32 protein-coding genes are annotated in these 24554 nt (G+C 73.2%); 11 read left to right on the top strand and 21 right to left on the bottom strand.

The genetic code is table 11. The features are described from left to right. Window positions 1–103: 103 nt before the first annotated feature. The 6 genes from ACSMX9_RS13600 to ACSMX9_RS13575 all read right to left on the bottom strand — a co-directional run bounded on the left by ACSMX9_RS13600 (window position 104) and on the right by ACSMX9_RS13575 (window position 5705). Complete coding sequence (locus ACSMX9_RS13600; RefSeq protein WP_445402588.1) at window positions 104–1849, bottom strand: asparagine synthase-related protein; 1746 nt, start codon at window positions 1847–1849, stop codon at window positions 104–106. Window positions 1850–1930: 81 nt separating this feature from the next. Further along, entirely contained in the window at window positions 1931–2101 is a 171-nt protein-coding gene (locus ACSMX9_RS13595) for a hypothetical protein (protein WP_445402587.1), read from the bottom strand. Window positions 2102–2239: 138 nt separating this feature from the next. Beyond that, window positions 2240–3430, bottom strand: a complete 1191-nt coding sequence (locus tag ACSMX9_RS13590) for a M20 family metallopeptidase (RefSeq protein WP_445402586.1) — start codon at window positions 3428–3430, stop codon at window positions 2240–2242. 15 nt (window positions 3431–3445) lie between these two features. Beyond that, complete coding sequence (locus tag ACSMX9_RS13585; protein WP_445402585.1) at window positions 3446–4096, bottom strand: XRE family transcriptional regulator; 651 nt, start codon at window positions 4094–4096, stop codon at window positions 3446–3448. A gap of 857 nt (window positions 4097–4953) precedes the next feature. After that, window positions 4954–5247, bottom strand: coding sequence for a hypothetical protein (locus tag ACSMX9_RS13580; RefSeq protein ID WP_445402584.1), 294 nt, complete (start codon window positions 5245–5247; stop codon window positions 4954–4956). Then, window positions 5244–5705: an ATP-binding protein gene (locus ACSMX9_RS13575; RefSeq protein WP_445402583.1), complete on the bottom strand. Its 462-nt coding sequence runs from the start codon at window positions 5703–5705 to the stop codon at window positions 5244–5246. The genes ACSMX9_RS13580 and ACSMX9_RS13575 overlap by 4 nt, the downstream gene beginning before the upstream one ends. A gap of 311 nt (window positions 5706–6016) precedes the next feature. On the opposite strand from ACSMX9_RS13575, the gene ACSMX9_RS13570 reads away from it, so the two are divergent. The 5 genes from ACSMX9_RS13570 to ACSMX9_RS13550 all read left to right on the top strand — a co-directional run bounded on the left by ACSMX9_RS13570 (window position 6017) and on the right by ACSMX9_RS13550 (window position 8359). Beyond that, the gene (locus ACSMX9_RS13570) at window positions 6017–6883 is read left to right on the top strand and encodes a helix-turn-helix domain-containing protein (RefSeq protein WP_445402582.1); all 867 of its coding nucleotides are present in this window, start codon (window positions 6017–6019) and stop codon (window positions 6881–6883) included. A gap of 14 nt (window positions 6884–6897) precedes the next feature. Then, window positions 6898–7095, top strand: a complete 198-nt coding sequence (locus tag ACSMX9_RS13565) for a DUF397 domain-containing protein (RefSeq protein WP_445402581.1) — start codon at window positions 6898–6900, stop codon at window positions 7093–7095. Between the two features lie 134 nt (window positions 7096–7229). After that, window positions 7230–7427, top strand: a complete 198-nt coding sequence (locus tag ACSMX9_RS13560; RefSeq protein ID WP_445402580.1) for a DUF397 domain-containing protein — start codon at window positions 7230–7232, stop codon at window positions 7425–7427. 111 nt (window positions 7428–7538) lie between these two features. Next, on the top strand, window positions 7539–7754 hold the full coding sequence (locus ACSMX9_RS13555) for a DUF397 domain-containing protein (RefSeq protein WP_445402579.1): 216 nt from the start codon (window positions 7539–7541) through the stop codon (window positions 7752–7754). Between the two features lie 155 nt (window positions 7755–7909). Then, the gene (locus ACSMX9_RS13550; RefSeq protein ID WP_445402578.1) at window positions 7910–8359 is read left to right on the top strand and encodes an NUDIX hydrolase; all 450 of its coding nucleotides are present in this window, start codon (window positions 7910–7912) and stop codon (window positions 8357–8359) included. On the opposite strand, the gene ACSMX9_RS13545 is transcribed toward ACSMX9_RS13550, so the two are convergent. The 3 genes from ACSMX9_RS13545 to ACSMX9_RS13535 form a co-directional block, all read right to left on the bottom strand. Then, window positions 8340–8606, bottom strand: coding sequence for a hypothetical protein (locus ACSMX9_RS13545; protein ID WP_445402577.1), 267 nt, complete (start codon window positions 8604–8606; stop codon window positions 8340–8342). The genes ACSMX9_RS13550 and ACSMX9_RS13545 overlap by 20 nt on opposite strands. Next, the gene (locus ACSMX9_RS13540; protein ID WP_445402576.1) at window positions 8603–9349 is read right to left on the bottom strand and encodes an AAA family ATPase; all 747 of its coding nucleotides are present in this window, start codon (window positions 9347–9349) and stop codon (window positions 8603–8605) included. The genes ACSMX9_RS13545 and ACSMX9_RS13540 overlap by 4 nt, the downstream gene beginning before the upstream one ends. 287 nt (window positions 9350–9636) lie before the next feature. Next, a complete protein-coding gene (locus ACSMX9_RS13535; protein WP_445402575.1) occupies window positions 9637–10167 on the bottom strand; it encodes a helix-turn-helix domain-containing protein in 531 nt (176 codons plus the stop codon). A gap of 131 nt (window positions 10168–10298) precedes the next feature. Between ACSMX9_RS13535 and ACSMX9_RS13530 the strand changes: the two genes are divergently transcribed. Next, window positions 10299–10790, top strand: coding sequence for a YbaK/EbsC family protein (locus ACSMX9_RS13530; RefSeq protein ID WP_445402574.1), 492 nt, complete (start codon window positions 10299–10301; stop codon window positions 10788–10790). On the opposite strand, the gene ACSMX9_RS13525 is transcribed toward ACSMX9_RS13530, so the two are convergent. The 4 genes from ACSMX9_RS13525 to ACSMX9_RS13510 form a co-directional block, all read right to left on the bottom strand. After that, window positions 10756–11190, bottom strand: a complete 435-nt coding sequence (locus ACSMX9_RS13525) for a spore germination protein GerW family protein (RefSeq protein ID WP_445402573.1) — start codon at window positions 11188–11190, stop codon at window positions 10756–10758. The two genes, ACSMX9_RS13530 and ACSMX9_RS13525, sit on opposite strands and share 35 nt — an antisense overlap. 124 nt (window positions 11191–11314) lie before the next feature. Next, window positions 11315–12277 (bottom strand): helix-turn-helix domain-containing protein, encoded by a 963-nt coding sequence (locus tag ACSMX9_RS13520; protein WP_445402572.1) that lies wholly within the window; start codon window positions 12275–12277, stop codon window positions 11315–11317. Between the two features lie 193 nt (window positions 12278–12470). Then, window positions 12471–12605, bottom strand: a complete 135-nt coding sequence (locus ACSMX9_RS13515; RefSeq protein WP_445402571.1) for a hypothetical protein — start codon at window positions 12603–12605, stop codon at window positions 12471–12473. Continuing rightward, window positions 12602–13426, bottom strand: a complete 825-nt coding sequence (locus ACSMX9_RS13510) for a maleylpyruvate isomerase family mycothiol-dependent enzyme (RefSeq protein ID WP_445402570.1) — start codon at window positions 13424–13426, stop codon at window positions 12602–12604. The genes ACSMX9_RS13515 and ACSMX9_RS13510 overlap by 4 nt, the downstream gene beginning before the upstream one ends. A gap of 240 nt (window positions 13427–13666) precedes the next feature. Between ACSMX9_RS13510 and ACSMX9_RS13505 the strand changes: the two genes are divergently transcribed. Both ACSMX9_RS13505 and ACSMX9_RS13500 read left to right on the top strand, forming a co-directional pair. Then, window positions 13667–14467 (top strand): carbon-nitrogen family hydrolase, encoded by an 801-nt coding sequence (locus ACSMX9_RS13505; protein ID WP_445402569.1) that lies wholly within the window; start codon window positions 13667–13669, stop codon window positions 14465–14467. 152 nt (window positions 14468–14619) lie between these two features. Beyond that, the gene (locus tag ACSMX9_RS13500; RefSeq protein ID WP_445402568.1) at window positions 14620–15132 is read left to right on the top strand and encodes an SMI1/KNR4 family protein; all 513 of its coding nucleotides are present in this window, start codon (window positions 14620–14622) and stop codon (window positions 15130–15132) included. Between the two features lie 70 nt (window positions 15133–15202). On the opposite strand, the gene ACSMX9_RS13495 is transcribed toward ACSMX9_RS13500, so the two are convergent. Genes ACSMX9_RS13495 through ACSMX9_RS13485 form a run of 3 tightly spaced genes read right to left on the bottom strand, consistent with a single transcriptional unit; the run spans window position 15203 to window position 16859 of the window. After that, window positions 15203–15409, bottom strand: a complete 207-nt coding sequence (locus ACSMX9_RS13495) for a hypothetical protein (protein ID WP_445402567.1) — start codon at window positions 15407–15409, stop codon at window positions 15203–15205. Between the two features lie 58 nt (window positions 15410–15467). Next, window positions 15468–15944 carry an SUKH-4 family immunity protein gene (locus ACSMX9_RS13490; protein ID WP_445402566.1) on the bottom strand — a complete coding sequence of 159 codons (477 nt, stop codon included), beginning with the start codon at window positions 15942–15944 and terminating at the stop codon, window positions 15468–15470. A gap of 9 nt (window positions 15945–15953) precedes the next feature. Next, window positions 15954–16859 (bottom strand): MmyB family transcriptional regulator, encoded by a 906-nt coding sequence (locus ACSMX9_RS13485; protein ID WP_445402565.1) that lies wholly within the window; start codon window positions 16857–16859, stop codon window positions 15954–15956. A 159-nt stretch (window positions 16860–17018) separates the two neighbouring features. Here ACSMX9_RS13485 and ACSMX9_RS13480 point away from each other — a divergent pair, with 159 nt between their 5' ends. Beyond that, window positions 17019–17789 carry an SDR family oxidoreductase gene (locus ACSMX9_RS13480; protein WP_445402564.1) on the top strand — a complete coding sequence of 257 codons (771 nt, stop codon included), beginning with the start codon at window positions 17019–17021 and terminating at the stop codon, window positions 17787–17789. 255 nt (window positions 17790–18044) lie between these two features. On the opposite strand, the gene ACSMX9_RS13475 is transcribed toward ACSMX9_RS13480, so the two are convergent. The 5 genes from ACSMX9_RS13475 to ACSMX9_RS13455 all read right to left on the bottom strand — a co-directional run bounded on the left by ACSMX9_RS13475 (window position 18045) and on the right by ACSMX9_RS13455 (window position 22690). Then, window positions 18045–19430: a phage tail sheath family protein gene (locus ACSMX9_RS13475; RefSeq protein ID WP_445402563.1), complete on the bottom strand. Its 1386-nt coding sequence runs from the start codon at window positions 19428–19430 to the stop codon at window positions 18045–18047. A 133-nt stretch (window positions 19431–19563) separates the two neighbouring features. Next, window positions 19564–20487 carry an aminoglycoside phosphotransferase family protein gene (locus ACSMX9_RS13470; RefSeq protein WP_445402562.1) on the bottom strand — a complete coding sequence of 308 codons (924 nt, stop codon included), beginning with the start codon at window positions 20485–20487 and terminating at the stop codon, window positions 19564–19566. A 143-nt stretch (window positions 20488–20630) separates the two neighbouring features. Beyond that, a complete protein-coding gene (locus ACSMX9_RS13465) occupies window positions 20631–20831 on the bottom strand; it encodes a hypothetical protein (RefSeq protein WP_445402561.1) in 201 nt (66 codons plus the stop codon). 141 nt (window positions 20832–20972) lie between these two features. Further along, window positions 20973–21821 carry an alpha/beta fold hydrolase gene (locus tag ACSMX9_RS13460; protein ID WP_445402560.1) on the bottom strand — a complete coding sequence of 283 codons (849 nt, stop codon included), beginning with the start codon at window positions 21819–21821 and terminating at the stop codon, window positions 20973–20975. A gap of 89 nt (window positions 21822–21910) precedes the next feature. Next, a complete protein-coding gene (locus ACSMX9_RS13455) occupies window positions 21911–22690 on the bottom strand; it encodes a TetR/AcrR family transcriptional regulator (protein ID WP_445402559.1) in 780 nt (259 codons plus the stop codon). Window positions 22691–22856: 166 nt separating this feature from the next. On the opposite strand from ACSMX9_RS13455, the gene ACSMX9_RS13450 reads away from it, so the two are divergent. Together ACSMX9_RS13450 and ACSMX9_RS13445 are read left to right on the top strand one after the other, a co-directional pair. After that, entirely contained in the window at window positions 22857–23792 is a 936-nt protein-coding gene (locus ACSMX9_RS13450) for an ATP-binding cassette domain-containing protein (protein ID WP_445402558.1), read from the top strand. Further along, the gene (locus ACSMX9_RS13445; protein WP_445402557.1) at window positions 23789–24544 is read left to right on the top strand and encodes an ABC transporter permease; all 756 of its coding nucleotides are present in this window, start codon (window positions 23789–23791) and stop codon (window positions 24542–24544) included. The genes ACSMX9_RS13450 and ACSMX9_RS13445 overlap by 4 nt, the downstream gene beginning before the upstream one ends. The last annotated feature ends 10 nt before the right edge of the window (window positions 24545–24554 follow it).

Raw genomic sequence — 24554 nt, 5'->3', positions numbered from 1 at the left:
ATCCTCGTTGCGTCCGGATCGAGCATCAGCCATGCGCCGCGGTGAATGTCGAGAACCGCCGTGCCATGAGGCCCTGTCGCATGGTGGACGTGCGGTGCTGGGGTCAGCACGCCGGCACCCCACTCCCTACTGTCCGACCGCTCAGCCACCAGCACGTGACGATCAGCTGGTGCAGGTCGGCGATCACCGTGGCGCTCTGGCCCCGGGCCGCCCGTGCGAGAGCCGCACGCACGGCCGCGGGGTCGATCAGCCCGCTGGCCACGAGCGGACTCGATGCGATCAATGCGCCGAGGAAGGACTGGTGGCGTGCGAGACCGGCGATGCGGTGGGCGGTGAACGATCCTTTCGAGCGCCGTGAGGTCAGCCAGTCCGGAAGCTCGGGCAGCGAGGCTCGCAGCAGCGGCTTGTACGTCACCAGGCCGCGTCGGGCGAGGGCCGGGACGGCGAATGCGGATCGTACGACGGTGTTGTCCAGGTACGGGTGCACCGGGGTCACGCCGAGCGCCCGCCCGTAGGGGCTCCAGCCGCGGGCGGAGGCGCCCACCGACCGTAGGGCGGCCCACTGGTCGAATTGGTCCGCCAGCTCCGGCTGCCGACTCAGGGCTGCCTGCCGCAGCAGTGCGGCGACCTGGTGCCGTCCGTCCGTCGTGAGCCATGACGCCCCGGCTCCGAGACGGCACCACGTCCAGCCCGTCATCGCGTCTCCCCCGGTGGGGTGGCCGCGTTCCAGAGTCTCCGCCGCCTGCTCCAGCTGGCCGCTCCGTCCCAGGTCAGCGGCTTGTTTGAGGGCCTTCCAGTAGGGGCCCGGGGCGATGTTGCGCAGTCGGGCGTACGCGACGACCTGGCGGTGGGCCTCGCGGCGGCGGCCGTCTTGGAGGAGCCGGACCCAGCAGGAACTGGAGGCGTCCAGCACGATGTCCCCGCCGTGTCCCGTCAGGTGCAGCGGTAGCTCTCGCACAGGACGCAGGTAGGCGGCGTCCATGGCGTACGTCGCGGCCTCCAGCACCGGCTCCGCCCCGGTCGGCTGCGCCGTGGGGAAGCCGAAGGGCAACTGCTCATCGGTGCCTGTGGCGACGGTGTGTGGGATCCGGGCGTGTTCTGCGATGCGGATCGCGAAGACCATGTCCTCGCCGCTGGTGTATCCGTCGGCGTAGGTGACCGCGTGCACGGTGCCGGCGCTGGCTGCGAGCACGACGACGGCCGAGGAATCCAGCCCGCCGGACAGGTCCGCGCCCACCAACGTACCGGCGGCGCGGACGCGGTGCTGGACCGCTTCGGTGAGCGCTCGCCCGAACTGCTCGGCGCCCTCGCGCAGTGCGTGGGCCGGCTCGACGTCCGCGATGTCGACGAGCCGTGGCGGTGCCCCGGGCACGAGCAGCAGCCCGAAACCGCCGGGCACCATGCGGATCTGCTCGTACGGGCTGTGGTGCGGCCAGTGGTGCTCACCCACCGTCAGTCGGGCCGCCAACTGCGGCAGGTCCGGCACCACGGGACGTCCGAGCAGGCCGGGCCTGGTCGCCCACGTCGTTCCCGTTCCGTGCGACACGTAGTAGACGGTGCGGACTCCGGCCAGGTCGCCGCACACGAAGTGCTGCCGCCCGTCGTACGCAGCGATCCAGTACGAGCCGGGCCATCGGGTCAGCTCGACCCATCGGCCCCCTCTCACGGCCGACAGTGCGCCGTGGAGTTCCTGCTCGGTGGCCGGGCAGTCACCCACGACCGCCAGCGCGGCTCGCCCTTCGGCGGCCGCACGCACCCGCGCGGCCGGGCCCCGGCGCACCCCGCCGAGTCCCTTGATCTCCGTTCCGTTCACGGCCGTGGTGCCGTCGGTCATCCACTCCGGTTCCATCGTTCGCCTCCCCTTCGGACGAACCCGGGGTCCCGCTGCCGTGGCGGCCGGACCCCGGGCGCCCGATGGTGTCCGAGTGCCTCAGCCTTCGAAGTAGTTGGCCTTGTCCGAGTCGTTGAAGGACTGGCGGCCCAGGGTGAGGGTCCCCACCGGATGGGTGTTGACCTGCGGTGCGAAGCCCCTGGCGCTCGGTGTGGTGGTGGGGGTGCTCTCGACCGTGGGCTTGGTGCTGAAGACGATCTGTACGGCCATGACCGGCCTCCCTGGTCTCGGTGGACGCTTGAGGTGGTGCTGCTTCCATGGCACCGCGATCGCAGGTCCGTTCCCAGAGACGGAGTTGGGCGGTTTCTGGGAAAGGACCTGGGAGGAGGTTGGGACGCTGCTGGGACGTCAGCTGCCGAGAAGGCTGAGGACCGCCCGCCTGTAGACCGCGTAGACCCGGGGCAACTCGGCCAGGTGGGCGCGCTCGTCGATGCCGTGCAGCCCTTCGTAGGGCACTCCGAAGCCGGCTGTGGCCCGGATGCCTTCCCCGGCGAGCAGGTTGCCGATGTTCGACGGTCCCGCGGTCTTCGGCCGGACGGTGAGCCCTGCCTCGGCGGCGGTGTTCAGCAGGGCGGCGGCGGGCTGCTCGTCCTGGGCCAGTCGGAACGGCGGCCAGGCGGCGACCGGGCTGACCTCCGTGGGCACCGGGGCGGGCAACTCGGCGTCGAGTTCGGCGACGGCCTTGCGGACCAGTGTTTCGGCGTCGCCGGCGTCGAAGGCGGGGGTCGTCCGTACGTCGACGTTGATGTCGACCCGATCGGGGGTGACGGAGAAGCCCTCGCCGCCGTGGAAGGCGGTCACCGACAGTTTCGGCGGCAACGGGAACTCCGAGTCCTGGTCCACGCCGGGCAGTTCGATGGCGTCCAGGAGCCGTACGAGATGGGCGGCTCGGGTGACGGCGCCCACGGTGGTCTTGCTGGACCCGGAGTGTCCGGAAGGGGCATGAACGGTGATCGTGGCCCGCCACAGGCCCCTGCCGCCGACCACCACCTCGTCCATGCCGGGGTAGCCGATCATCACCCCGGCGGGGCGGGCCGCGGCCGGGTCGGTGAGATAGGCACGGGCGCCGCCGAAGCCGCCGGTGTGCTCGTCCACGTCGAGGAGCACGGCGAGCCCGCCGCGCAGGGACTCGGCGCGGGGCGCGAGATCGGCGGCGATGTGGCAGAACATCGCCGCGGCGAGTTTGGAGTCGGCCGCCCCCCGACCCCGTAGCCAGCCGTCCACGACGTCGCCGCAGGTCGGCGGGAAGGACCAGGCGGCTTCGTCGCCGTACGGGGCGGTGTCCACGCACGCGTCCAGCGTCCACCACGGCCCCGGCTGCCCGCCGGGGATCTCCACCAGCAACCCCACCGGGGCCCCCGCACCGTCGTGCAGACGGCGGTGCGGCAGTCCGCGAGCGACGAGCCAGTCCTCCAGCACGTCGAGGACGGGCCCGTAGTCGTCCATCCCGCCCCGGCTCGGTCGCCGGACCAGTTCGCTTGCCAGCTCGACCACGGACGCCGTGTGGTCCCGGGTCTCCTGCGACAAGTCCTCGATCACACTTCTCCCTCGCCCTCAGTTGTGTCGCAGTGGCAGTGCGCGGACGGCCTCGGCCGTCTCCACCGGGCGCGACGAAGCGCACGCCTCCCGCCCATGGTGGACCAGACCCACCGCCGCCTCGCGCCCCAGGAGGACACCGCAGTCGAACCCCTCCGCCCCGTGGAACGACGGCAGCGGCACCACCGCAGCGGTCTCCGACGCGACGAAGAACCGCTCCAGCGCCTCCGTCGGCTCCACCATCCCGATGTGCAGCGTCTTGACCCCGTTGTGTCGAGCGGACGGATCACGCAGCTCAAGCAGACGCAGCAGGTGATCGGCAAGCGCCCTGTGCCTGGGCGGTCCGTAGAGCACCCGGTAGTGGATCAAGTCCGGGTGGTGGGCCACGGCCGTCTCGATCGCCGTCAGGTACGCCTTCTCCCGACTGCGGGAGCCGGTGACGACCAACTGTTCGCGCGCTCTTGAGGCGACGTCGACCATCGCCTCCACCAGGTCCGTCCAGCGAGTCAGCACCTGGACCACCACCGCCGTGCCGGAGGTCTCCAGCACGCTGGTGGCCGCGCCGTCCTGGTGGGCGAACAACACCTCCGGAAGCTCCCGGTAGAGCCGGCACAGCCCGGCCCGGTTCCGCTTGCCCGTACGGCGACGGCCGGACTCCCACGCACTCATCAGACTCGCATCCGTCGCTCCGCCCGTGATCGCGTTCAGTGCGTCGGCCGCCTCCTCCAGCGTCATGTTCCGCGATACCCGGGCCCGCTTGAGCGCCGAACCCTCACTGCCTGCCGCCGCCACGGACACCGTCCCCTCCATCCGTCGCCACGTGTTCCCCCAGCCTTCCCCGCCTGCTGGATGTTCAGTGCCCGGGCGGGCCACCGCACCGATCGCCCAGGCCGTCACGTCATCCCGAGCACTCTCGCGCCGATGACCCGTGACGATCCTGACGCCCGCGGTGGGGCGGCGAAGGCAGGACACCACGGATGAACCGGCCGTCAGTCGGCGGGGCGTGGATGTGGTGGAGCAGCAGGCGTGCGGTGTCCGCCTGCTGCTCCGCGATGTCGTCGTACGTGAGAGCAACACGTCAGACGATGCCACTGGTCGAGCCGGTCCGGGCGCCTGTTGCCCGGCCCCGGCCGTTGCCCCGGCTCGGCTACGAGGTGGTGCAGGCGCTCGGACCGGACGGTTCGGGCCGGGCGGCGGTGTCGCCCCCCTTCAGGGGCCGTGGGCGCCGGCGCGGTGGCCGCGTGGGACGACGGAGGCGGTGGTGGGTACCGGCCCGCTCGCCCGGGCCGCCACTGGTACGCCCATGCACGGGGACCGCAGCCCGCGCATCGTTTGGGCCGGGACGGCCACCGGACGGGGCGATTCGTCCCAGCTGGGTCCGGGCGCGAGGTCCGGGCCGCAGCGGGGGCAGGCGGCCCGGGTCCGCCCGCTCACCTGGACGGGAAGGGCGGCGGCGGTCCGCCGTGCGCAGCGCACACAGCGGACCGTACGGGCGCGGGGCACCGGCACCGTCAGGCCCTCTCCGGTCACGCGGTTCTGCCCAGCGCCCGTAGGCACAGGGTGTCGTCGTCCGCGTGGGTCAGCATCGCGGCCCGTACGTACGGGCGCACCAAGGCGATGTCCTCGCCGCGCAGCGGGGCGTACCGGGCGTGGACGTGCGGTGGGGTCGGGGTCGTCCAGGGGCGGGACCAGGGGTTGCCGCAGTCGTCGACGAACGTGGGCCGGCGGGCGTGCCGGGGCCCCGCCGCACGGCGTCCGCCCGGCAACGCGCGGTCGGCGGGCCGGCGGCGTCCGCACAGCCGTCGCAGCCAGGCCCTCATACGGCCGGTACGGGCAGCTTGCACCACACCCACCCCTCCCGGTCCACGCCCCAGGTCTCGGTCAGCGCGGCGACGAGCAGCAGGCCGCGCCCGCTCTCGTCGCTCGGCCCCGCCTCGCACACCCGCACCCGGTCGGTGCAGGCGGGGCCGCTGCGGACGGCCAATCGCACCTCGTCCCGGGCGCAGGAGATCCGGACGTGCACCGCCGTACCGCTCCCGTACAGCAGGGCGTTGGTGAGCAACTCGCTGACGAGGAGGCCCGCGTCGTCCTGGAGCCGTTCCAACCCCCAGTAGCACAGCCGGGTTTCGGTGATGCGGCGCACCTGGCCGACCCACAGTCGGTCGGCGGGGGCGGGGTAGGTGCCCGGGCGGCCCGGGGTCCGTTCGAAGCAGAACGCGGTTTCCGCCGCGGGTGTTCTGGTGACCGCGGGCTCGGTGGTCGGGGGAGCGCTGGGCATGTGAGGGTGCCTTCTCTCGTACCGAGGGGTGAGGGGGACCCCGCAACGGGCCCTGGCCGGGGGCCCGCTGAACGCACACCCGTCCCTGGGGCGCGTGCGCGGGGGCGCATGAGTGCGAACCGGATGCGCTTTCCGTAATCGCTCGACTACAGTCCTGCATCACTCGCTTTACCCGCAAGCGCAATCCGCTCTGCGGAGAAATTGGCACATGCCAGCACGCGGACAGGGCCTATGAGCATGGCCAACAGGCCACTCAGAACCGCCGGCACGTGCGCGTCATGGACGGACAGGAACAAGGGAAGGACATACACGTGGCAGCACGACGGGGTCCCACGTTCCGGAGACGGGCATTAGGAAAGGAGCTTCGGCTTCTCCGTGAGCGGACGGGGATCACGATCCAGGAAGCCGCAGCAGGGATGGGGTTCAGCGACACGAAGCTCAGCCGTGTCGAGACTGGACACAACAGCCTGCCCAGGGTTGAGGACCTAGAAGGGCTCCTGGACCGGTACGGGATCGAGGACATCGACCAACGGGATGCTCTGCTCACGCTCCACCGCGACTCGCTCAGCCGCGATCCGTACATCCCCTACCGCGACTCGATGCCGTCTGGCATGCCGATGTATGTCGGGCTGGAGTCGGACGCGCGGGAGATCCGGGCGTGGCAGCCCATGGTCGTCTTCGGCCTTCTCCAGTGCGAGAGCTACACCCAAGCGCAGTTCATGGCAGCCAAGCCCATCGAGGAGACCACAACCCAGTTCGTCGAGAACAACGTCAGCCTGCGGATGGAACGGAAGCTCCTCATCACCCGACCGGACAACCCCATCGTGTTGAAGGTCGTCTTGGACGAGTCGGCCCTGCGACGGGTGATCGGCGGTACGGATGTCATGCGGGAGCAGTACGAGGAGATCGAACGCCTCTGCTCTCTAGACAACGTGACGGTCCAGATCCTCCCGCAGAGTTCGGCCGCCTACCGGGCGGATAGCAACTTCATCCTGCTGGACTTCGATTCCCCCGTGGACCCCGTGGTTCAGGCGGACATCCCCGGAAGCATCACGGTCACGGACAAGCGGATCGATGTGTGGAAGTACAACCAGCGGTTCGATGCGATGCGTAGCGAGGCACTGGGACCGTCCGCAACACCTGGATTCCTGCAACGACTAGCACGAGAGATCGAGTAGCCATCAACATACAGATGACGGACGTGGACATGCCCGAACAGAATCTCTGGAAGACGTCTTCCCACAGCGATAGCCAAGGGGGGGCCTGCGTGGAGGTCGCCCTCCTCCCGCAGCGCACGGGTGTTCGTGACTCGAAGGATCGGCGGCGTCCGGCGTTCTTCGTGGACCACGATGCCTGGCGTACGTTCGTGGGCTTTGCGACGGAGGCGTAGCCAGCACCTGTGGCGCGCGGCCGAAGTCCCGGTCGCGCGCCAGTGCCGTACTCGGCGGGGGATAGCCCGGTGAGGTCTCGGGCAGGCTGGGTTCTAGCACCGTCGTCGAGCCTTGAAGGACAGGTGTACTTCCCATGACGGCAACCGAGTTCGACGTTTTCCCTCGCTGGTTCAAGTCCTCGTACAGCAGTGAGAAGGGGGACACCTGCGTGGAGGTCGCCCTTCTCTCGCACAGCACCGGTGTTCGTGACTCGAAGGGCCGTCAGCGTCCGGCGTTCTTCGTCGGGCATGACGCCTGGCGTACGTTCGTGGGCTTCGCGACGGAGGCGTAGCCACCACCGTGGCGCGTGGCCGGAGGCCGGTCGTGCGCCACTGCTGTACTTGGGACGGGGCAGTCCGATGGGGTCTCGGGCATGCTGGGTTTGAGCACCGTCGATCCTTGCATGAGAGGTGTACTTCCCATGGTGGCAACCGAGTTCGATGTTTCTCCTCGCTGGTTCAAGTCCTCGTACAGCGGCGATTTTGAGGACGCCTGCGTGGAGGTCGCCCTTCTCTCGCACAGCACGGGTGTTCGTGACTCGAAGGACCGTCAGCGTCCGGCGTTCTTCGTAGACCACGACGCCTGGCGTACGTTCGTGGGCTTCGCCGCGGAGGCGTAGCCACCACCGTGGCGCGTGGATCACCCCTGGGTGTCGACGTGCTCGTACTCGATACCACTGACGCCACGCCTACGGGCGTAGGGAATCGCCGCCGCTGTCCCCCTGCCAGGGGTAGCGTCGGCAGTCCCCCGATTCGACGACCCCACGGTGAACTCATGAACACGGCAGCACCGGCAGCCCCCGTGATCGACACGCACGTGATCCTGCGCGACGGCGACAAGGTCCTGTTGTCGCAGCGCGGGGGACCGTACGGCTACGGCAGATGGCACGCCCCCTCGGGGAAGCTCGACGCAGGCGAGCCGCTGACCGTGGGCGCGGCACGCGAACTGCGCGAGGAGACCGGCGTCGAGGTCGATCCCGAACACCTGCGCCTGGTGCACGTGGTGCACCACCGGCAGGGCCCGGACGCCGAGCGCATCGGTCTGTTCTTCGAGGCCACCGCATGGGATGGCGAGCCCGTCAACCGCGAACCCGAGAAGTGCCTCGGCCTGCGCTGGTGGGCCGTTCACGAGCTGCCCGAGGACATCATCGAGTACCCCGCCGCCGGCCTGTTCGGCTATCTGCGGGGCGACGCCAGGGCCGGCCTCACCGAGCACGGCTGGTAGGTCCGCGGGGTGAGGACGATGCTGCGGCCGTCGGGCGTGATTGAAGCGTCGGTCCGTCCTCGGGGGCTCCGTCCGAGCTGTCCCCGAGGGCGCTGATGGAGCGGTTGCGCCAGCCGAACACGGGCTCACCGGTGACGGTGAGGCCGAAGCGGGCGGCGGCGCGGTCGAGGTTCTGTCGCATCCAGAGGCGGAAGCGGCGGTCGGCCTCGGCGACCGCATCGGAGCCGGTGGCCGGGGTGGTGGTCACGGGACGATGTGGCGGAGGTAGGCGTTCGGGTCGCTCAGGTAGCGGCGCCAGTGGTCGACGAGTTCCAGGTCCTTCCAGGTGGTGCGGTGGAAGCCGTGGTCGCCGACTTCGATGACGTCCGCGCCGGGGGTGGCGGCGAGGACGGGCGAGTGGGTGGCGCAGACGACCTGCGCGCCGGTCTCGCCGAGTTGGTGCATCAGCCCGACGAGCTGGAGGCTCGCGGTGAACGACAGGGCGGCCTCGGGCTCGTCCATGACGTAGAAGCCGGGGGCGTCGAACATGGTCCGGAACATGGTGAGGAAGCCCTCGCCGTGGCTCATGGCGCTGGTGTCCTCGTCCCAGTAGCCGGGGACGCCGCCGAGGTTCTCGGTCATGTCGAACGCGGTCTCGGCCCGGAGGAAGAAGCCCTTCTTGTGGCGGCGGGGCCCGGCGAGCATCCGGGCCCCGGCCCGGGTGGTCTCCGCGCGCAGCACCTCGCCGAGCGGGGTTCTTGTCGCGTCGGGCCGTCCGCGGAGCCGGGCGAGACGCCCGCCGTACGCGTCCAGCGTGAAGCTCTCCGCGATGGCCTCCACCAGCGTGGACTTCCCCGATCCGTTGTCCCCCACCAGGAACGTCACCGGCCGGGTGAAGGCCAGCCCCTCGTTCAGGAGCTGGGCGACCGCGGGCACGGTGAACGGCCACCGAGCCCGCTCGGCCTGGTCGGGAGCCAATCCGTGCGGTACGGAGACCCGGTCGACGAACACGCTGCTCCTAGTCGTAGTTCGGCTGGCAACCCCCGTTCGGCGTACAGGGACCCGCCCCGGTAGGCCGGCAGGAGGGGGTGCAGGCCGGTCCGCACGACGGCCCGCACTGCGGGTCGCACGGCGTAGAGGGGTTCTGGTTCCCGTCCGTCGTGGTCACCGCGCGGGCGGCGAAGTCGGCCGCCAGCTCCGCCCGTACCCGCTGGGCCTCGGGGCCGGCCAGGATATCGGCCAGCTCGGCGTTCAACACGTTCCCGACGGGCAGCCAGCGGGAGGCGCCGCCCGAGGCGTCACCGCGGATGGCGCACGATCAGCACGGCCTCGACGTCACCGTCGGGGGCCTCGTACAGGTGCGGGACGTCGGCGGGCCAACTGCCGTGTGCACCGGGGCCGATGAGTGCCGGTTCGGCGAGGGTGCCGACGCGGGCGGTGCCGGTGAGGACGACGAGGTGTTCCGTGGTGCCCGGGGCGTGTGCGGCGGAGTGCTGCGTGGCTCCGGAGTGGATGCGGATGCGGTAGGTCTCCGTGACGGAGGCGTCGGCCTCGAAACGGTCGAGGAGAACGGCTTCGACGGCGTGACCCGAGACCTTCACGGGTGGCGCGAGGTCGTGCAGGACGGTGCTCAGCGGCACCCCGAGCGCGGTCGTCAGGGCGTAGAGGGTCTCCAGGGTGGGGTTGCGGCGCCCGCTCTCCAGTTCGGAGAGCGTCCCCTTGCCGAGGGTGGACCTGCGTGCCAGTTCGGAGAGCGACAGGCCCTGCGCCTCGCGCAACTCCCGCACCCGTGCGCCGACGTCGGCGGCGAGGTCGGCGGCGAGGTCCAAAGGGGTGCCTTCCCGGCTCCGGAGGGGGTCGGTTGATCCGGGCCCCTGGGGGTCCTATCGTTCCACACACAGAACGTTCCGTATATGGAACGTGATGGCCGCTGGTCCGCACCGTACGAAGGAGCAAGCGCATGGCACCCCAGGAAGGCACCACCCTGCCCACCCGCAGCGCGGAGGTGGCGCGGGTCCTCGCCGAGGCGGGCGTCACGGGCGAGGTGCGCGAGTTGGCGGCCTCGACGCGCACCGCCGCCGAGGCCGCCGAAGCCCTCGGGTGCGAGGTGGGCGCCATCGCCAACAGCCTCGTGTTCCTCTCCGACGAGGAGGCGGTGCTCGTCCTCACCAGCGGCCGGCACAAGGTGGACACCACGGCGCTCGCCGCCCGTTGGGGGCGCGGAAAGCTGCGCCGGGCCACTCCGGAGCAGGTGCGCGAGGCCACCGGGCAGGCGATCGGGGGCGTGGCGCCGGTCGGCCACCCCCGGGTCCTGCCCACCGTGGTCGACGCGGCCCTCGGCGACTACCCCCGGCTCTGGGCCGCCGCCGGCACGCCGCACACCGTCTTCCCGACCACCTTCGACGAACTCCTACGGCTCACCGGCGGGGTGCTGCTCCCCGTCGGCCCCTGAGGCCGGAGGAGCGGAGTCCAGCGAGCCGGCGCACGAGCGGGGGCAGGACGGCGCCCGCCAGGAGGGCGGCGAGCGGGACGGCGAGGTCCGTCCAGGGGGCCCGGACGGGCTTGTAGGCGGCGGTGCCGTCCTTGATCTCGATGTAGCCGCGGGCGCGGGCGCCGCCACCCGCCCCCAGGCCGGCGGGGTCGGCGCCGTCGGCCTGGGGGCCCGTTCCGCCGAAGAACCCGAAGCCGACGTCGGCGACGGGTATGACGGTGATCCCGTCGCAGGTGACGGGTTCGCCGAAGACGGCCGACACCGGCGGCCGGCTGCCGAGGCGACCGTTCAGACGGTCCGTCAGGTCTGCGAACGGGTCGTTCCGCGGGACGGGACGGGCCGAGGAGTCGGAGCCGGTCATCGGAGTACCTCCGGGGTGGCGGGTCGGTGGTGGTACCGAGCATAGGGGGACGTCGGAGGCGGGCCGCGATCGGTGAACGCGTCCTGCTCGGCGGCCCGTTGCGGGGCCCGCCGGTGCGGGCGGGTCACGTGGGCGGTTCCCCCGGTCCGCCGCTCCCGGTGCCGTCCGGCCCCGCGGCGGGGCGGTCCGGCGGGGCGGCGGGGGCGGCGCCGGTGCGGTCGGGCGGGTGGGAGTGGGGTGCGGTCCAACTCGCCAGCAGGCGGAGCGCGTCGGCCGAGGGCGAGCCGGGTGCGGCGGTGTACGCGAGGAGGGTGAGGCCGGCGGCGCCGGTGACGTCCAGGGCCTCGACGCGCAGGGCCAGGTCCCCGACCAGCGGATGGTGGAACCGCTTGGTGCCGCCGCGGTGCGCCCGTACGTCGTGGGCCGCCCAGCGGGTGCGGAACTCCGTGCTGCGGGTGGCCAGTTCCCCGACGAGCCCGGTGACGGCCTTGGAGTACGGCGAGCGGGCCGCCTCCACCTGCAACAGGGCCACCACCACGTCGGCGGCGCCCTCCCAGTCGGGGAAGGTCCGGCGGGCGCCGTCGTCCAGGAACACGAACTGGGCCAGGTTGGGCCGGCCGGCGGGGGTGCCGTCGTAGACGGGGGAGTACAGGGCCCGGCCCGGGTCGTTGGCGCCGACCAGGTCGAGGTGGGCGTTCTGCACGACCGCCGGGGTGCCGACCAGCGCGTCCAGCACCGCCTGCAAGCCCGGCGAGACCTCCGGGCGCCCGGTCGCCCGCCCCCGGGTCGGGCCCCGGCCGCGTCGGGCGGTGGCCGCCCGCGCCAGGTCGAACAGGTGTCCGGTTTCGATCTCGTTCAGCCGGAGCGCCCCGGCGACCGCGTGCAGCACCTCGTCGGAGACTCCGGCCACGTTGCCACGTTCGATCTGCACGTAGTACTCGGCGCTGACCCCCGCCAACAGGGCGACCTCTTCCCGGCGCAAGCCCGTGACCCGGCGCCGGCCGCCCCCGGGCAGACCCACCTGCTCGGGGGTGATCTTGGCCCGGCGGGTCATCAGGAAGTCCTTGAGGTCCTTCGAGGTCTCCATGCCGTCCAGGCTAGGCACCTCCCGCCCGCCCCGGCGGGTCTGCCGGTACCTTCCATCACCGCGCTCCCCACCGGGGCGGGCGGGGACGGGGCCCGCAGGGGGGTGACGGCGGGGTGACGCCGTGCGGATCAGCTGACCGGCGGCCCGACTGGCCGCCGTGACGGCCTCGGAGTCGCCCTGACCGTGAAGGCGCTCACCAGCCGTCCTTCCCGCCCTCCCGGCCCGCCGCGGTCACCGCGCGGGCGGTCGAGTCCGCCTTGACCGCCGCTGCGGCCAGGATCACCAGCCCCGCCCCGAACACCGTTCCCGCGACCGGGTCCACCGTCACGGGGTGATCGAGAAGTTCCGCAGCAGTGCGGTGGCGAACTCCTGGTCGCCCTCCGTCTTGATCCGGTCGCCCGCCGACTCGGCGGTGATCCGTCCGCAGGCCAGCCGGGAGTACGTCTCCCAGTCGGTGCTCAGCGTCACCAGGGGGCCCAGCGAGGGGGCACCGTCGACGGAGCCGCGGCCCTCGGCGTTCACCCGCACGGTGCGCAGGAACTCCACCGGCCCGTGCACGTCGATCACCACCGCCGAGTTCGGGGGCGCGCCGGCGTCCTTGGCGACGACCTTGGGCAGCGCCTCCAGCATCAGGTCCCGCGTCACGTGCGCGCCGGGGGAGTCGAGGTTGCCGGGCTGGTCGAGGGCGACCCGCAGGTCCTGCTCGTGCACCCAGATGTCGAACGCGCGCCGGCGCATCGCGAACTCCAGGGTCTCCTCGGCGCCGAGCAGCCCGCGGACCTTCGCGTCGGGCTGGCGGTTCTCGTTGCGCAGCTGCCGGTTGCGCCGGATGACGGTGTACTCCAGCTCCGCCGTCATCTCCGGCCCGGTGTGGTGCCGGCGCACGTCGACCTGCATCTCCATGTACCGCTGGTGCTCGGTCTTCACGTGGTACAGGTCCCGCGGCAGGGTGTGGATGGGCCGCGGGTCGCCGAGCATCTCGCAGTCCAGGCCGATGACGTGGGAGACGATGTCCCGCACCGACCAGCCCGGGCACGGGGTCGCGCGGTTCCACTCCCCTTCCACGAGCGGCTGCACCAGCTCCGCGATCGCTTCCACGGAGTGCGTCCAGGCGTCGGCGTAGTTCTGAAGGCTGGGATGGAGACTCACGAGACCCCTCGGGCGTTGGTGCGTGCGGCGGGCTTTGCAGGCGGAACGGGCAGCGGTACTTCCGGTGGTGCGGGTCGTACGGCGCGTACCGGCCGTACGGGACGGATCGGGCTCGGGCACGGTCGGGGGTCCGGGGGCTCCCCGGAAAGGCACAGTACGCTGGTTGCGGGCACCCCGGCAGTGCTTTCGTGTGACGATCGTAGGCCGTGTCGACGGCCCCGATGCCAAGGCGGTGGTAGTGTGCGCGCCTCACTCATCCAGACCGGTGCGGACGACGCGGAGTCAGTCCCGTCCCGGCGGGCCCGGGTTGCGTCCCTCGTCCGCGGGCAACACGGCGCGGACCTCGTGGTGCTCCCCGAGTTGTGGACGACGGGGGCCTTCGCCTCCGAGTCCTTCGACGCGGCCGCCGAGCCGCTGGAGGGTCCCACGTACGAGGCGATGGCGAAGGCCGCGAGCGACACCGGCGTGTGGTTGCACGCCGGCTCGATTCCCGAACGCGATCGTGACGGCACCCTCTACAACACGTCCCTGGTGTTCGCCCCGGACGGCTCCCTCGCCGCCTCCTACCGCAAGATCCACCGCTTCGGCTTCGACCGGGGCGAGGCCGTGCTGATGGGCGCCGGCGACGCCCTCGTCACCGTCGCCCTGCCCGGCCTCACCCTGGGCCTCGCCACCTGCTACGACCTGCGGTTCCCGGAGCTGTTCCGGGGCCTGGTGGACGCCGGTGCCGAAGCCCTCGTCATCCCCGCCGGCTGGCCCGACCGGCGCCGGGGCCACTGGTCGCTGCTGGCCCGCGCCCGCGCCGTGGAGAACCAGAGCTTCGTGCTGGCCTGCGGCTCCGCCGGACGTCACGCGGGCGTGGACCAGGCCGGGCACAGCGTGGTCGTCGACCCGTGGGGCGAGGTGCTCGGCGAGTTGCCGGACGCCGGGGACGCGGTGCTGACCGTGGACTTCGACCCCGCACAGGTGGCCACGGTCAGGGAGCGGTTCCCGGCCCTGAAGGACCGTCGCCTCGGCGGGACCGGGGCGCCCCGCGGGTAGCGGGTCCGCCTCCGCCGACGGGGGTTCCGCTCGTGCTGCCCGTGCCGCTGACCCGGTCGTGGGGGTCGCGCCCGACCTCGGCATGTCAGGGGCGGGTCGTACCCTCGGCCGGGTACGGGGCGATCACGCGGGCGGGTGAGGGGAGAGCCACGATGGTGACGGTCGAGGAGATCGGGGCGCTCCTGGGAGAACCCCGTTTCCACTGGTCCGATCCCGGTCCCTGGACGGCGCTGGAGCAGGAACTCGGGGTCCGCTTCCCGACGGACTTCCGGGAGGTGACCGACGCCTACGGCCCGGTCGTCATCAACGGGCACCTGCAACTGGACCACCCCGGCCACCGGTTCCGGAACCTGGGGGAGCGGATCAGGGAGGAGATCGGGTTCTGGCAGGAGGAGGACCTGGCGGAGCTCCTCCCCCACCGGGCGGGGCCTCACCCCGGGGAACTGCTGCCGGTCGCGACGGGTTCCCAGGCGGAGTACGTCTTCCTGCGCGTGCCGCGGGAGCCCTCGCAACCCTGGGCGGTGGGCGTGCAGGAGATGGACACCTGGGAGTTCGTGCTCCACGAGATGACGTTCGGCGACTGGTTGCTGGCGTACCTGAAGGGCGAGGACGTCATGGTGGGTGCCACCGTCCCGGCCCGTCCGTCCTACGCGTCCTTGGCCTGAGGGCGCCCGGCACGCGCGACCTGACGTCACGCCGTGCGCGCATGCGGTCGGGTGCGCACGCGGGTCGGGTTCAGCGCCGCCCCCACCTGATCCACGGCCACTTGAGGACGCAGACCACGACGGGCACCACGAGTACGGCCAGGAACCACAGGCCCACGCTCGCCGGCGAGTAGATGTAGTAGTGCCAACGCACCGGCAGGACCGACGGTGCGAGGAGCATCACGACCAGCACGATCCAGGTGACCAGCACGGTCACCGCCAAGCGTGCGACGACCATGGCAATCGCACCTTCCGGCAGTCGTCCGTCCTCCTCGTGGCACGGCCCCGACGGGGCCTCAGGCGTCCATGCCGTAGCCGAGTTCCTCGGCCGCGACGCTCCAGAAGGAGTTCTCGTCGGCGACGGCCGCCGCGTCGATCGCCGCGAACCGCTCCAGCAGCGCCTCGGTGAGCGCGTCACCGGCGTCCTCCGCCTCCTCGTCGGCCTCCTCGTCGGCGTCCTCCTCGGACCCCTCGTACCGCTCGGCCTCGTCGGCGGCCTCCTCGAAGGCGCGGGCGAAGGCGGTGAACGAGGCGAGGTCGGAGTTGACCAGGTGCGGCGGTTCGTCCCCGTCCGACAGGTCCCAGAGCGAGCCGTCGTCGCGGCGTACGCCCAGCGCGCCCAGCCCGGGGTCGACCGCGACCACGGCGTACCGCACCCCGTCGACGGTGCGCTCCCGGAAGGGGGCCTCCTGCCAGGTGCCCGGATACGGGCAGCCCACGTACGGGTACCCCGCGCGCGGGGCGAGCAGCGCGGTCACGTCGGCGTCGTCCATGTCCGGAATCTAGCCCGAGGCCCCGGCACCGTCCTCGGCCGGGTCCCGGAGCGCGGCGCCCTCCGGCACGTCCGGCCGGCCGGCAGCCAGGGCGGACAGCAGTGCCAGCTGCCCGGCTCCGGGGCCTTCGGGCGGCGCGGTGAACCACAGCAGGCGTTGGCGTCCGTCCTCGCTGAGCAGGGCGTGGCAGTCGAGTTCGACGAGGCCGAGCACGGGATGGACGATCCGTTTGCGGTCCGCACGGCGCACCGCCACGTCGTGGTCGTCCCAGAGGGCCGCGAACTCCGGGCTGCGGCGGCGCAGCACGGCGACCGTCCTCGTGACCTCGGTGTCCCGGCCGCGCCGGGCGGCGACGGCCTGGAGGTCGGACACGAACACCCGGGAGTGGCGCGGGTGGTCCTCGGGCGGGTGGATCCCGCGCGCCCGGGGGTCGGTGAACCAGCGGTAGACGAAGCCGGCCGTGGGGCCGTGGTGCCCGGGGGAGGCGCCGAGCAGCGCCTTGGCCAGGTCGTTCTCCGCGAGGGTGACGTGCAGGTCGGTGATGACGCGTGCGGGGGTGTCGGACAGCCGGTCGAGGAGCCCGAGGAGCGCGGGCCGGGCGTGCGCCGGGGCCCGGTGCGCGGGCCGGGGGACCGGCTGTTCCGCCAGGTGGAACAGGTGGTCGCGTTCGTCGCCGGTCAGGTCGAGGGCGCGGGCGAGGGCGGCCAGGGTCTGGGCCGAGGGCCGTGCGTTGCTCTTCGTGCTGCCGCGTTCGAGCTCGGTGTAGTAGTCGACCGACATCCCCGCGAGGTGGGCGACCTCCTCGCGGCGCAGCCCGGGGACGCGCCGGCGGGTGCCCTGGGGGAGACCGAGTTCGGCGGGGCGGACGCGGTCGCGGCGGGTCCTGAGGAAGGCGCCGAGCTCCGGAAGGTTCACCCCTGCATGGTCGCGCGCCCGCCGGGGCGCAGCCAGGGGGTGGCGTCCCCCGGGTGGACGCACCCCTGGCCGGGGCGCGGGCGTCCGCCGAGGGTGGGGGCGAAGCAGGGCGACGGCGAGGCCGTGGCCCGACCCGTCCCTCCACCACGGGAGTCCGCCATGCCCAGCGCCGCCCCGTCCGCCGGCCCCGTCGAGTCCGCCTCGCCCCGGGTGGCGGTCGTCACCGGTGGTTCGCGCGGCATCGGCCGTCGGACCGTCGGTCGGCTGGCCGCCGACGGCTACGCCCTCGTGGTCGGCCACGCCGGCAACCGGGAGGGGGCCGAGGCGGCCGTGGCGGAGGCCGTCGCCGGGGGCGGCCGGGCGGTCGCGGTGCGCGCGGACGTCGCCGACGAACACGCGGTCGCGACCCTGTTCGACGTGGCCGAGGCGGAGTTCGGCGGCGTCGACATCGTCGTGCACGCGGCCGGCCGGATGCGTCTGGGGTCGATCGCCGAGCTGGACCTGGCCGTCCTGGACGACCTGCACCGCACCAACGTCCGGGGCACGTTCGTCGTGGCCCAGCAGGCCGCCCGCCGGGTGCGTCCCGGCGGGGCGATCGTGACGTTCTCCACGTCCGTGGTGGGACTCGCCTTCCCGGGGTACGGCGCGTACGCCGCCGGCAAGGGCGCGGTCGAGGCGCTGACGTTGATCCTGGCGCGGGAGCTGCGCGGCCGGGACGTCACCGCCAACACCGTCGCGCCCGGCCCCACCGCCACCGGGCTGTTCCTGGACGGCAAGGACGAGGAGACCGTCGCCCGCCTGGCCGCCCAGCCCCCGCTGGAGCGCCTCGGCACCCCGGCCGACATCGCGGAGGTCGTCGCGTTCCTGGTCTCTCCCGCCGGCCGTTGGGTCAACGGGCAGGTCGTCCGCGCCAACGGCGGAATCGTCTGAACCGCCCGTCCCCGCCCACCGATCGACGAAGGGTTCCTGCCGTGCCGAACGACGGAACGCGGAGGGTCGTCCTGGTCACCGGGGCCTCCTCCAGCGGTACCGGGGCCCTGTCCGTGCGCGCCCTGGCCCGGGCCGGTCACACCGTCCACGCGGGCGCCCGGCCGCGCTCGTCCCGGCGGGCGCCGAGGTGGCCGCGGTCGCCGGAGCCGTCGCGCGCCTGGTCGTGATGGGGGCCGCCGCACCGCGGAGCGGACCTCAGCTCCCGCGGCGGCCGGGCGGGCCGTTCCCCGGTGCCCGGGCCCCGGCTCCGGGGTCGCGGCCGCCGGGCCCCGCTGCGTCGGTGCACCAGGTGAGCGTGAAGCGGGCGAACTCGCCGGGGCGCACCGCGGCCACGCCGATGTCGCAGGTCACCCTGCCGGTTCGGGGCCGCCCGGGCGGGTCGTCGTTCCCGTGCCAGACCATCGAGAACGCCTCGTCGGGGCCGCGGCCCACCAGGGCGCCCCGGCGCCACTGGTCGGTGAGGAACGAGGTGATCGTGCGGTGCAGTGCCGTCCGCAGGTGCTCGTCGGGGGGTGCGGCGGCCGCCCAGGCGGTGGCGCGGCGGATGGATGCGGAGAGGTGGCACACCAGGCGGCGGACGGTGAGGTAGCGCCAGGTGCGGGCGGTGGACCGGGTGCGCGCGCCCCAGACGAGCAGGCCCCCGCCGGGGACGTGGCGGAGGCAGTTCACGCCCTTCTCGTCCAGCCGGCCGTGTTCGCCTTCGGTGAGCGGGGCCCCGGGTTCCCGCACGCCGCGGAGGACCTGGCCGGCGGGGGCCACGTGGACGCCGTGCTCGGTGTCGGTGCGGGCCCAGACCCCGGCCACGTGTCCGCCGGGCGGCACGGTCCGCGCGGTGCCGTCGACGCCCGGCACCGTGATCCACGGGTAGTACAGGGCGGTGAAGGCCGCGGCGTCGGAGTCGGGCGCGTCGAGTCCGTCGACGAACGCCTTGACCCGGTCGGCGTCGAGGCCCGGCGGCGGGTCGAGGATCGCCAGCCTGTCCCGGCGGGCTGTGCAGTGCCGCACCACCTCGGCCATCCTGCGCACGCCCCCGTCCAGGTCGAGCGTTCCGGCCGGCGCGGAGGCGTCGCCGGTCATGTCCCAGAGGCCGGGCACCACGACCATGGTGACCTCGGGTACGGACTCCAGCCCGGCCAGCCCGGTGCGGGCGGTGGCGTCGCCCCGGAGTTCCCGGGCGGAGACCGCCCGGGACGGGTCGGCGAGCCCCACCACGTAGCAGGTGCGCCCGCCGTTGGCGAAGAAGCCGTGCACGGCTTCGGCGAGCGGGAAGCACCGCTCCAGGGTGCGGACGGTGACCGGGTCGGTCGCCGCGGCGAGTCGCCGGGCGAGCGCGTCGACCTCGTAGCGGGCGGTGAACTCCCGCCAGCTGTCGATGCGTTGCGGGACCGTGCGCTCGGCCTCGGTGAAGGGTCGGAACGAGCCGTCCGGCGGCTCGTCGGAGGGGGCCTCGGCGGTGCCCCCGGGACGGGTGACCTCGGTGTAGCCGAGGAACGCGGCGACGGAGGTGGCCGCCGCGGTGATCGTGCGGACGCCGGCGGGGAGTTCGGCGACGGAGACCCCGGACGGATTCGGCTGGTGCATCTGTGCTCCTGGGCGGGCGGGAGTGGCGGTGGGTGCGGACGGGGCGTCCGCACCCACCGTGGGGCCACCACGCCGTCCCGTCGCCCGGTCGCGCGCGCAAACCGCCGTTTCGGGTGAAATGCCCAGGGGGCCGTCACCGGCGGGGCAGGGACTCCGCGATCACGACGGAGGAGGAGTCGAGGGCGGCCGAGCCGTCCTCGACGTCCCAGAGGGAGTTCTGGAGCAGCCGGCCGAGGGTCCAGCCGGCCGCGCGGGAGCGGTCGAGGCCGAGGGCCTCGGTGAGCAGGTCGAAACGGCGCCGCACCGTGCGCCGGGCGTCGCCCTTCGCCACGACGTCGTCCCACCGGCTGTCCAGGGCGGGCCAGAGGTCGAATCCGGGGTCCCCGGCCAGCGGTTCGGGGTCGATGGCGAGCCAGGGTTCGCGCCGGGCGGCGAGGACGTTGCCGTAGTGCAGGTCCCAGTGCAGCATCCGGTCACCGGGCTCGTCGACCAGTTCGGCCACCGCCGCGGCCCAGCCGCTCAGGAGCCGGCGCTCCGCCGGGTCGGCCAGCGCCGCGACGGCGTCGGGGGTCTTCGCCAGCATCTCGGCGGCGACGTCGCCGAGGCCGCGCAGCCCCTGCGGTGCGGGGACGCCCACCAGCCGGGCGTGGAGTTCGGCGAGGATGCCCATGGCCGTGTCGTCGTCCTCGACCGAGGCCAGAGTCCGGGAGCCGTCCAGTCGTTCCAGGAGCATGGTGCCGCTCCCGGGGTCGTGGTCGAGCAGGTGCACCGTTCCGGCGCCGTTCCAGGTGCGCAGTCCGATGACCGCGGCCGTGGTCTCCTCTCGGGGCGACTGGAGCCTGAGGACCGCGGGGGTGTCGTCCGCGCGTCGCACCGGCAGCACCAGGGAGGCTTCCCCGGAGCGGGCCGCGCCGTCCGGTCTCAGCTCCCAGCGGCCCAGGAACTCGGCGGTGAGGGAGGGCAGTCGGGCGATCCAGGCCCTGCCCTCCTCGCCGAAGGTCCTGGCGTAGGACGCTGCCAGGGACTGCGGGACCTCGACCGGTTCCCACTTGCTCATGTCGTCGCCCTCCCGGGGGTTTCGCGTTCTCCCGGCAACCTACGCCCTGTGCGGGGAGGGCGGCGGGGGCCGGGAGGCCGGGGAGGGGCTGCACGCCGGTCGTCCTCGTCCGGTGCGGTCCGCCGGACCGCCCGCACCGGGGCTCAGCCGTTCGGTTCGCCCGATGCGCCGTCCGGTGACGGCGGGGGCGGCAGCACCGCCGTGCCCGGCACCAGGACGGCGAGCGTGCTGCGCGCCTCGTGCCGTAGTGCGCGCCGGCGCGCGAAGGTCGCCGTCAGGGCGAGCAGCGAGACCGTGCCGCCGTAGCACACGGCGGCGATCGTGGAGATGAGCCCGATCGTCATCGGGCACGCACCCTTCTTCCCCCCGTCGGGCCGCCCGGTCCTGTGTCCGGGCAGGTGTTCGATGCGTTTCCCTCCACTCTACGTGTGCTGTCAACTACCCCTTTGCGTAGGTGAGTCGACCCGCGGAGCCGGCCCGGGCGGCTACCTCCCCGGCGTTGGTCCCCCGAGTGCCTCGACCAGGTGCTCGGGGCGTTCCTCGACCAGGAGGTGTCCGGCTCCGGGAACCACGCCCAACTCGGTGCCGAGGATGCCGCGCACCGCCGGTGCCAGGCGCCCGGGCGGGAGGAAGACGTCGTGCTCGCCGGTGAGGACGGTGCGGGGGATCGACCGTGCGGGGAGGACGGCGGAGCCGGGCGCCCCGCTGGAGCGCGCGTGCCGGGCGACCAGCGTCATCCAGTGCACCAGGTCCTCGCGGGGCTGACGGCCGGGGGAGAGCATGGTGCGCAGCAGCCGGGCGCTGTGTGCCGGCGCCGGCCGCAGGAACCAGGCCGCCGAAGCGGCCAGTACGGACGGGGTCAGCCTGAGCCCGGTCAGTCCGGCGGGCGAGGCCAGCACGAGCCGGCTGATCCTGGACGAGCCGGCGGACAGGGCGATGGCGGCGCCCAAGGAGTGGCCCAGTACCGTCACCGGCCCGGACGGGACGTTGTCGAGCACCTCGTCCAGCCAGGCCCCGTACCAGGCCAACCGGCCGCGGGAGGGGGCCCGTTCGCCGGAGCTGAGGCCGGGCTGTCCCGGGACGTCCACCAGCAGGACCCGGTGGCCGGCGGCGACCAGGGCGGTGGCCAGCGGAAGGGACGCGGCGGCGTTGACGTTGGTGCCCGGCACGAACACGACCGTCCTCGCGCCGTCTCCGCCCAGGACCAGGTGGGTCGGGACGCCGTGGGCGGTCACCGTCGTCCGCTCCTGCGGTACCGGCCAGGCGTCGAGCCGGCTCAGGCACCAGCGTCGGATGAGTTCCTCGCCCGTCGTGCTGCGGTAGATGGAGGCCACGGAGGCAGTATCCCGCCCCGGCCGGGCCGGCGGAGCGGAACGGCCTCAACCAACAAGGGAGTTGTGGAACCTGCTGACCGTCCTCACGGTCACCCGTGCCCCGTGCCGCCCGCCTCCGCCGTGCGGCGGGCGACGAGCGGGGCGAGGCCGTCCAGGACGCGTTCGAGGCCGAAGCGGAAGTCGGCGTCGGGGTCGTCGTCCGGGCCGCTGAAGACGCCCGCGTCGAGGAGGCGGGTGATGGCGGGCTGGCGGACCGGGTCGGTGAAGCGGCGGAGGGTGTGGGCGTAGCGGGCGAGGACCCGGTCCGGGTCGGCGCCGCTGCGGCGGACCGCGTCGGCGAGGTCGGCGGTGAGGGTGGCCTGGTTGCGGATGAAGCCCCCGACGAGGGTGAGCGTGCCGAGTCGTTCGTCGCCGTGGAGGCCGGTGCCGTCGAGGGCGGCGAGGCCGCGCTCCATCCAGGCGACCTGGTTCGGGGTGGCCGGCGGGCCGCTGATCGGGATGCGCAGCAGCCAGGTGCGGTCCCGGAAGACGTCGAGCTGGGCGTGCGCCCAGGCGGTGAGGAGGGCGCGCCAGCCGGTGGTGCCCTCGGGGACGGGCGGCGGGGTGCCGACCCCGGTGTCGGCCATGAGGACGTACAGCTCGTCCTTGGCGGCGACGTAGCGGTACAGGGACATGGTGGAGGCGCCGAGTTCCTTGGCGACCCGGCCCATGGAGACGGCTTCGATGCCGTCGCGGGCGGCGAGGGTGATCGCGGCGTCGACGATGCGGTCCAGCCCGAGGGCGGGTCGGGGCCCCTTGGCGGGGCGCTCGCGCAGGCCCCAGGCGGTTTCCAGGCTGGCGGGCAGGAAGCCCGCGTCCGGCTCCGGCATCGCTCTGTCCTCCCTGCTGACGGGTGGTGTGCCGGCGGTGCACGGGGGTGCCCCGGCTGCTCCCGATTGACCTCATCCTAGTTCTGTGTATTACTTACGCAGTAACGTGTACGACATACGCAGAACGGTGCGCGGAGGTGCGCCGACCACGGGAAGGTGACCGCCCATGGGCATCCACGCCGCCGCCCTGACCAAGTCCTACGGCGACCTACGGGTCCTGGACGGCCTCGACCTCGACGTCGGGCCCGGCACCGTGCACGCCCTGCTGGGACCGAACGGCGCCGGCAAGACCACCACGGTGCGCATCCTGGCCACCCTCACCACCGCCGACTCCGGGACCGCCCGGGTCGCCGGGCACGACGTGCGCGCCGCGCGCTCCGAGGTGCGCGCCCGGATCGGCCTCACCGGCCAGTTCGCCGCCGTGGACGCCCTCCAGACCGGTGCCGAGACGCTGCGGATGATGGGCCGGCTGGCCGGGCTGACCGCCCGGGCGGCCCGGGCCCGCGCCGACGAACTCCTCGAACGGTTCGACCTCGTCGCCGCCGCGGGGCGCCCCGCCCGCGGCTACTCCGGCGGCATGCGCCGCCGGCTGGACCTCGCCGCCGGACTGGTGACCCGGCCCCCCGTCCTCTTCCTGGACGAACCCACCACCGGCCTCGACCCGCGCAGCCGTCAGGACCTGTGGCGGATCGTCCGCGAACTGCGCGCCGGAGGCACCACGGTGCTGCTCACCACCCAGTACCTGGAGGAGGCGGACGTCCTCGCCGACCGGATCAGCCTGCTGGACGGCGGTCGCGTCGTCGCCGAGGGCACCGCCGAGGAGTTGAAGTCCCGGGTGGCCGGGCACCGGCTGGACCTCGTGCTCGCCTCCCGCGCCGACTACGACCGGGTGACCGCCCGACTCCCCGTCGACGGCGCCCGGTTGGACCCGGACCGGCTCACCGTGGGGATCGCCACCGACGGCACCTCCGGCCACGTGCGCGCGCTGCTCGACGTCCTCGACCCCGACCACACCGCGGTCGACCGGTTCGACCTGCGCACCGCCACCCTCGACGACGTCTTCCTGGCCCTGACCGGAACCCCGACCGGAGACCGCCGATGACCGCCTCCCTCAGCACCGCCCGGACCATGGCCGCCCGCAGCCTGCGCATCAGCCGCCGCAGCCCCGACGCCCTGTTCACCGCACTGCTGCTGCCGGTGCTGCTCATGCTGGTCTTCGTCTACTTCTTCGGCGGCGCCATCGACACCGGCACCGCGTACGTCACCTACGTCGTCCCCGGCGTCATGCTGCTGTGCGCCGGCTTCGGCGCCGGATCCACGGCCGTGGCGGTGGCCGAGGACATGAAGAACGGGATCGTCGACCGGTTCCGGGCCGCCGACATCGGCGGCGTCCCCGTCCTCGCGGGCCATGTCGCCGCCTCCGTCGCCCGCAATCTCGTCGCGACCGCCCTGGTGCTGGTCGTGGCGCTCGCCATCGGGTTCCGGCCGACCGCCGGCCCCGTCGAGTACCTCGCCGCGGCCGGGCTGCTCGCCTGCTGGATCGTCGCGGTCTCCTGGCTCTCCGCCGCGCTCGGCCTGCTCGCCGAGTCCCCCGAGGCCGCGGGCGGCGTCGCGTTCCTGATGATGTTCCTGCCCTACCCCTCCAGCGCCTTCGTCCGGGTCGAGAGCATGCCCGGCTGGCTGCACGGCTTCGCCGAACACCAGCCGCTCACCCCGCTGATCGAGTCCGTGCGGGCCCTGCTGCTGGACGAGCGGGTGGGCCACCAGCCGTGGATCGCGCTGGCCTGGTGCGCCGGCGTGACCGCCGGCGCGGTCGCCCTGGCCGTCCCGCTGTTCCACCGCCGCACCCGGTGATCCGCCCCGG

It is taken from the genome of Streptomyces sp. LE64, from assembly GCF_052606915.1.
The sequence above is the reverse complement of the archived record's forward strand: the minus strand, read 5'-3'. Positions and strand labels throughout refer to the sequence as shown.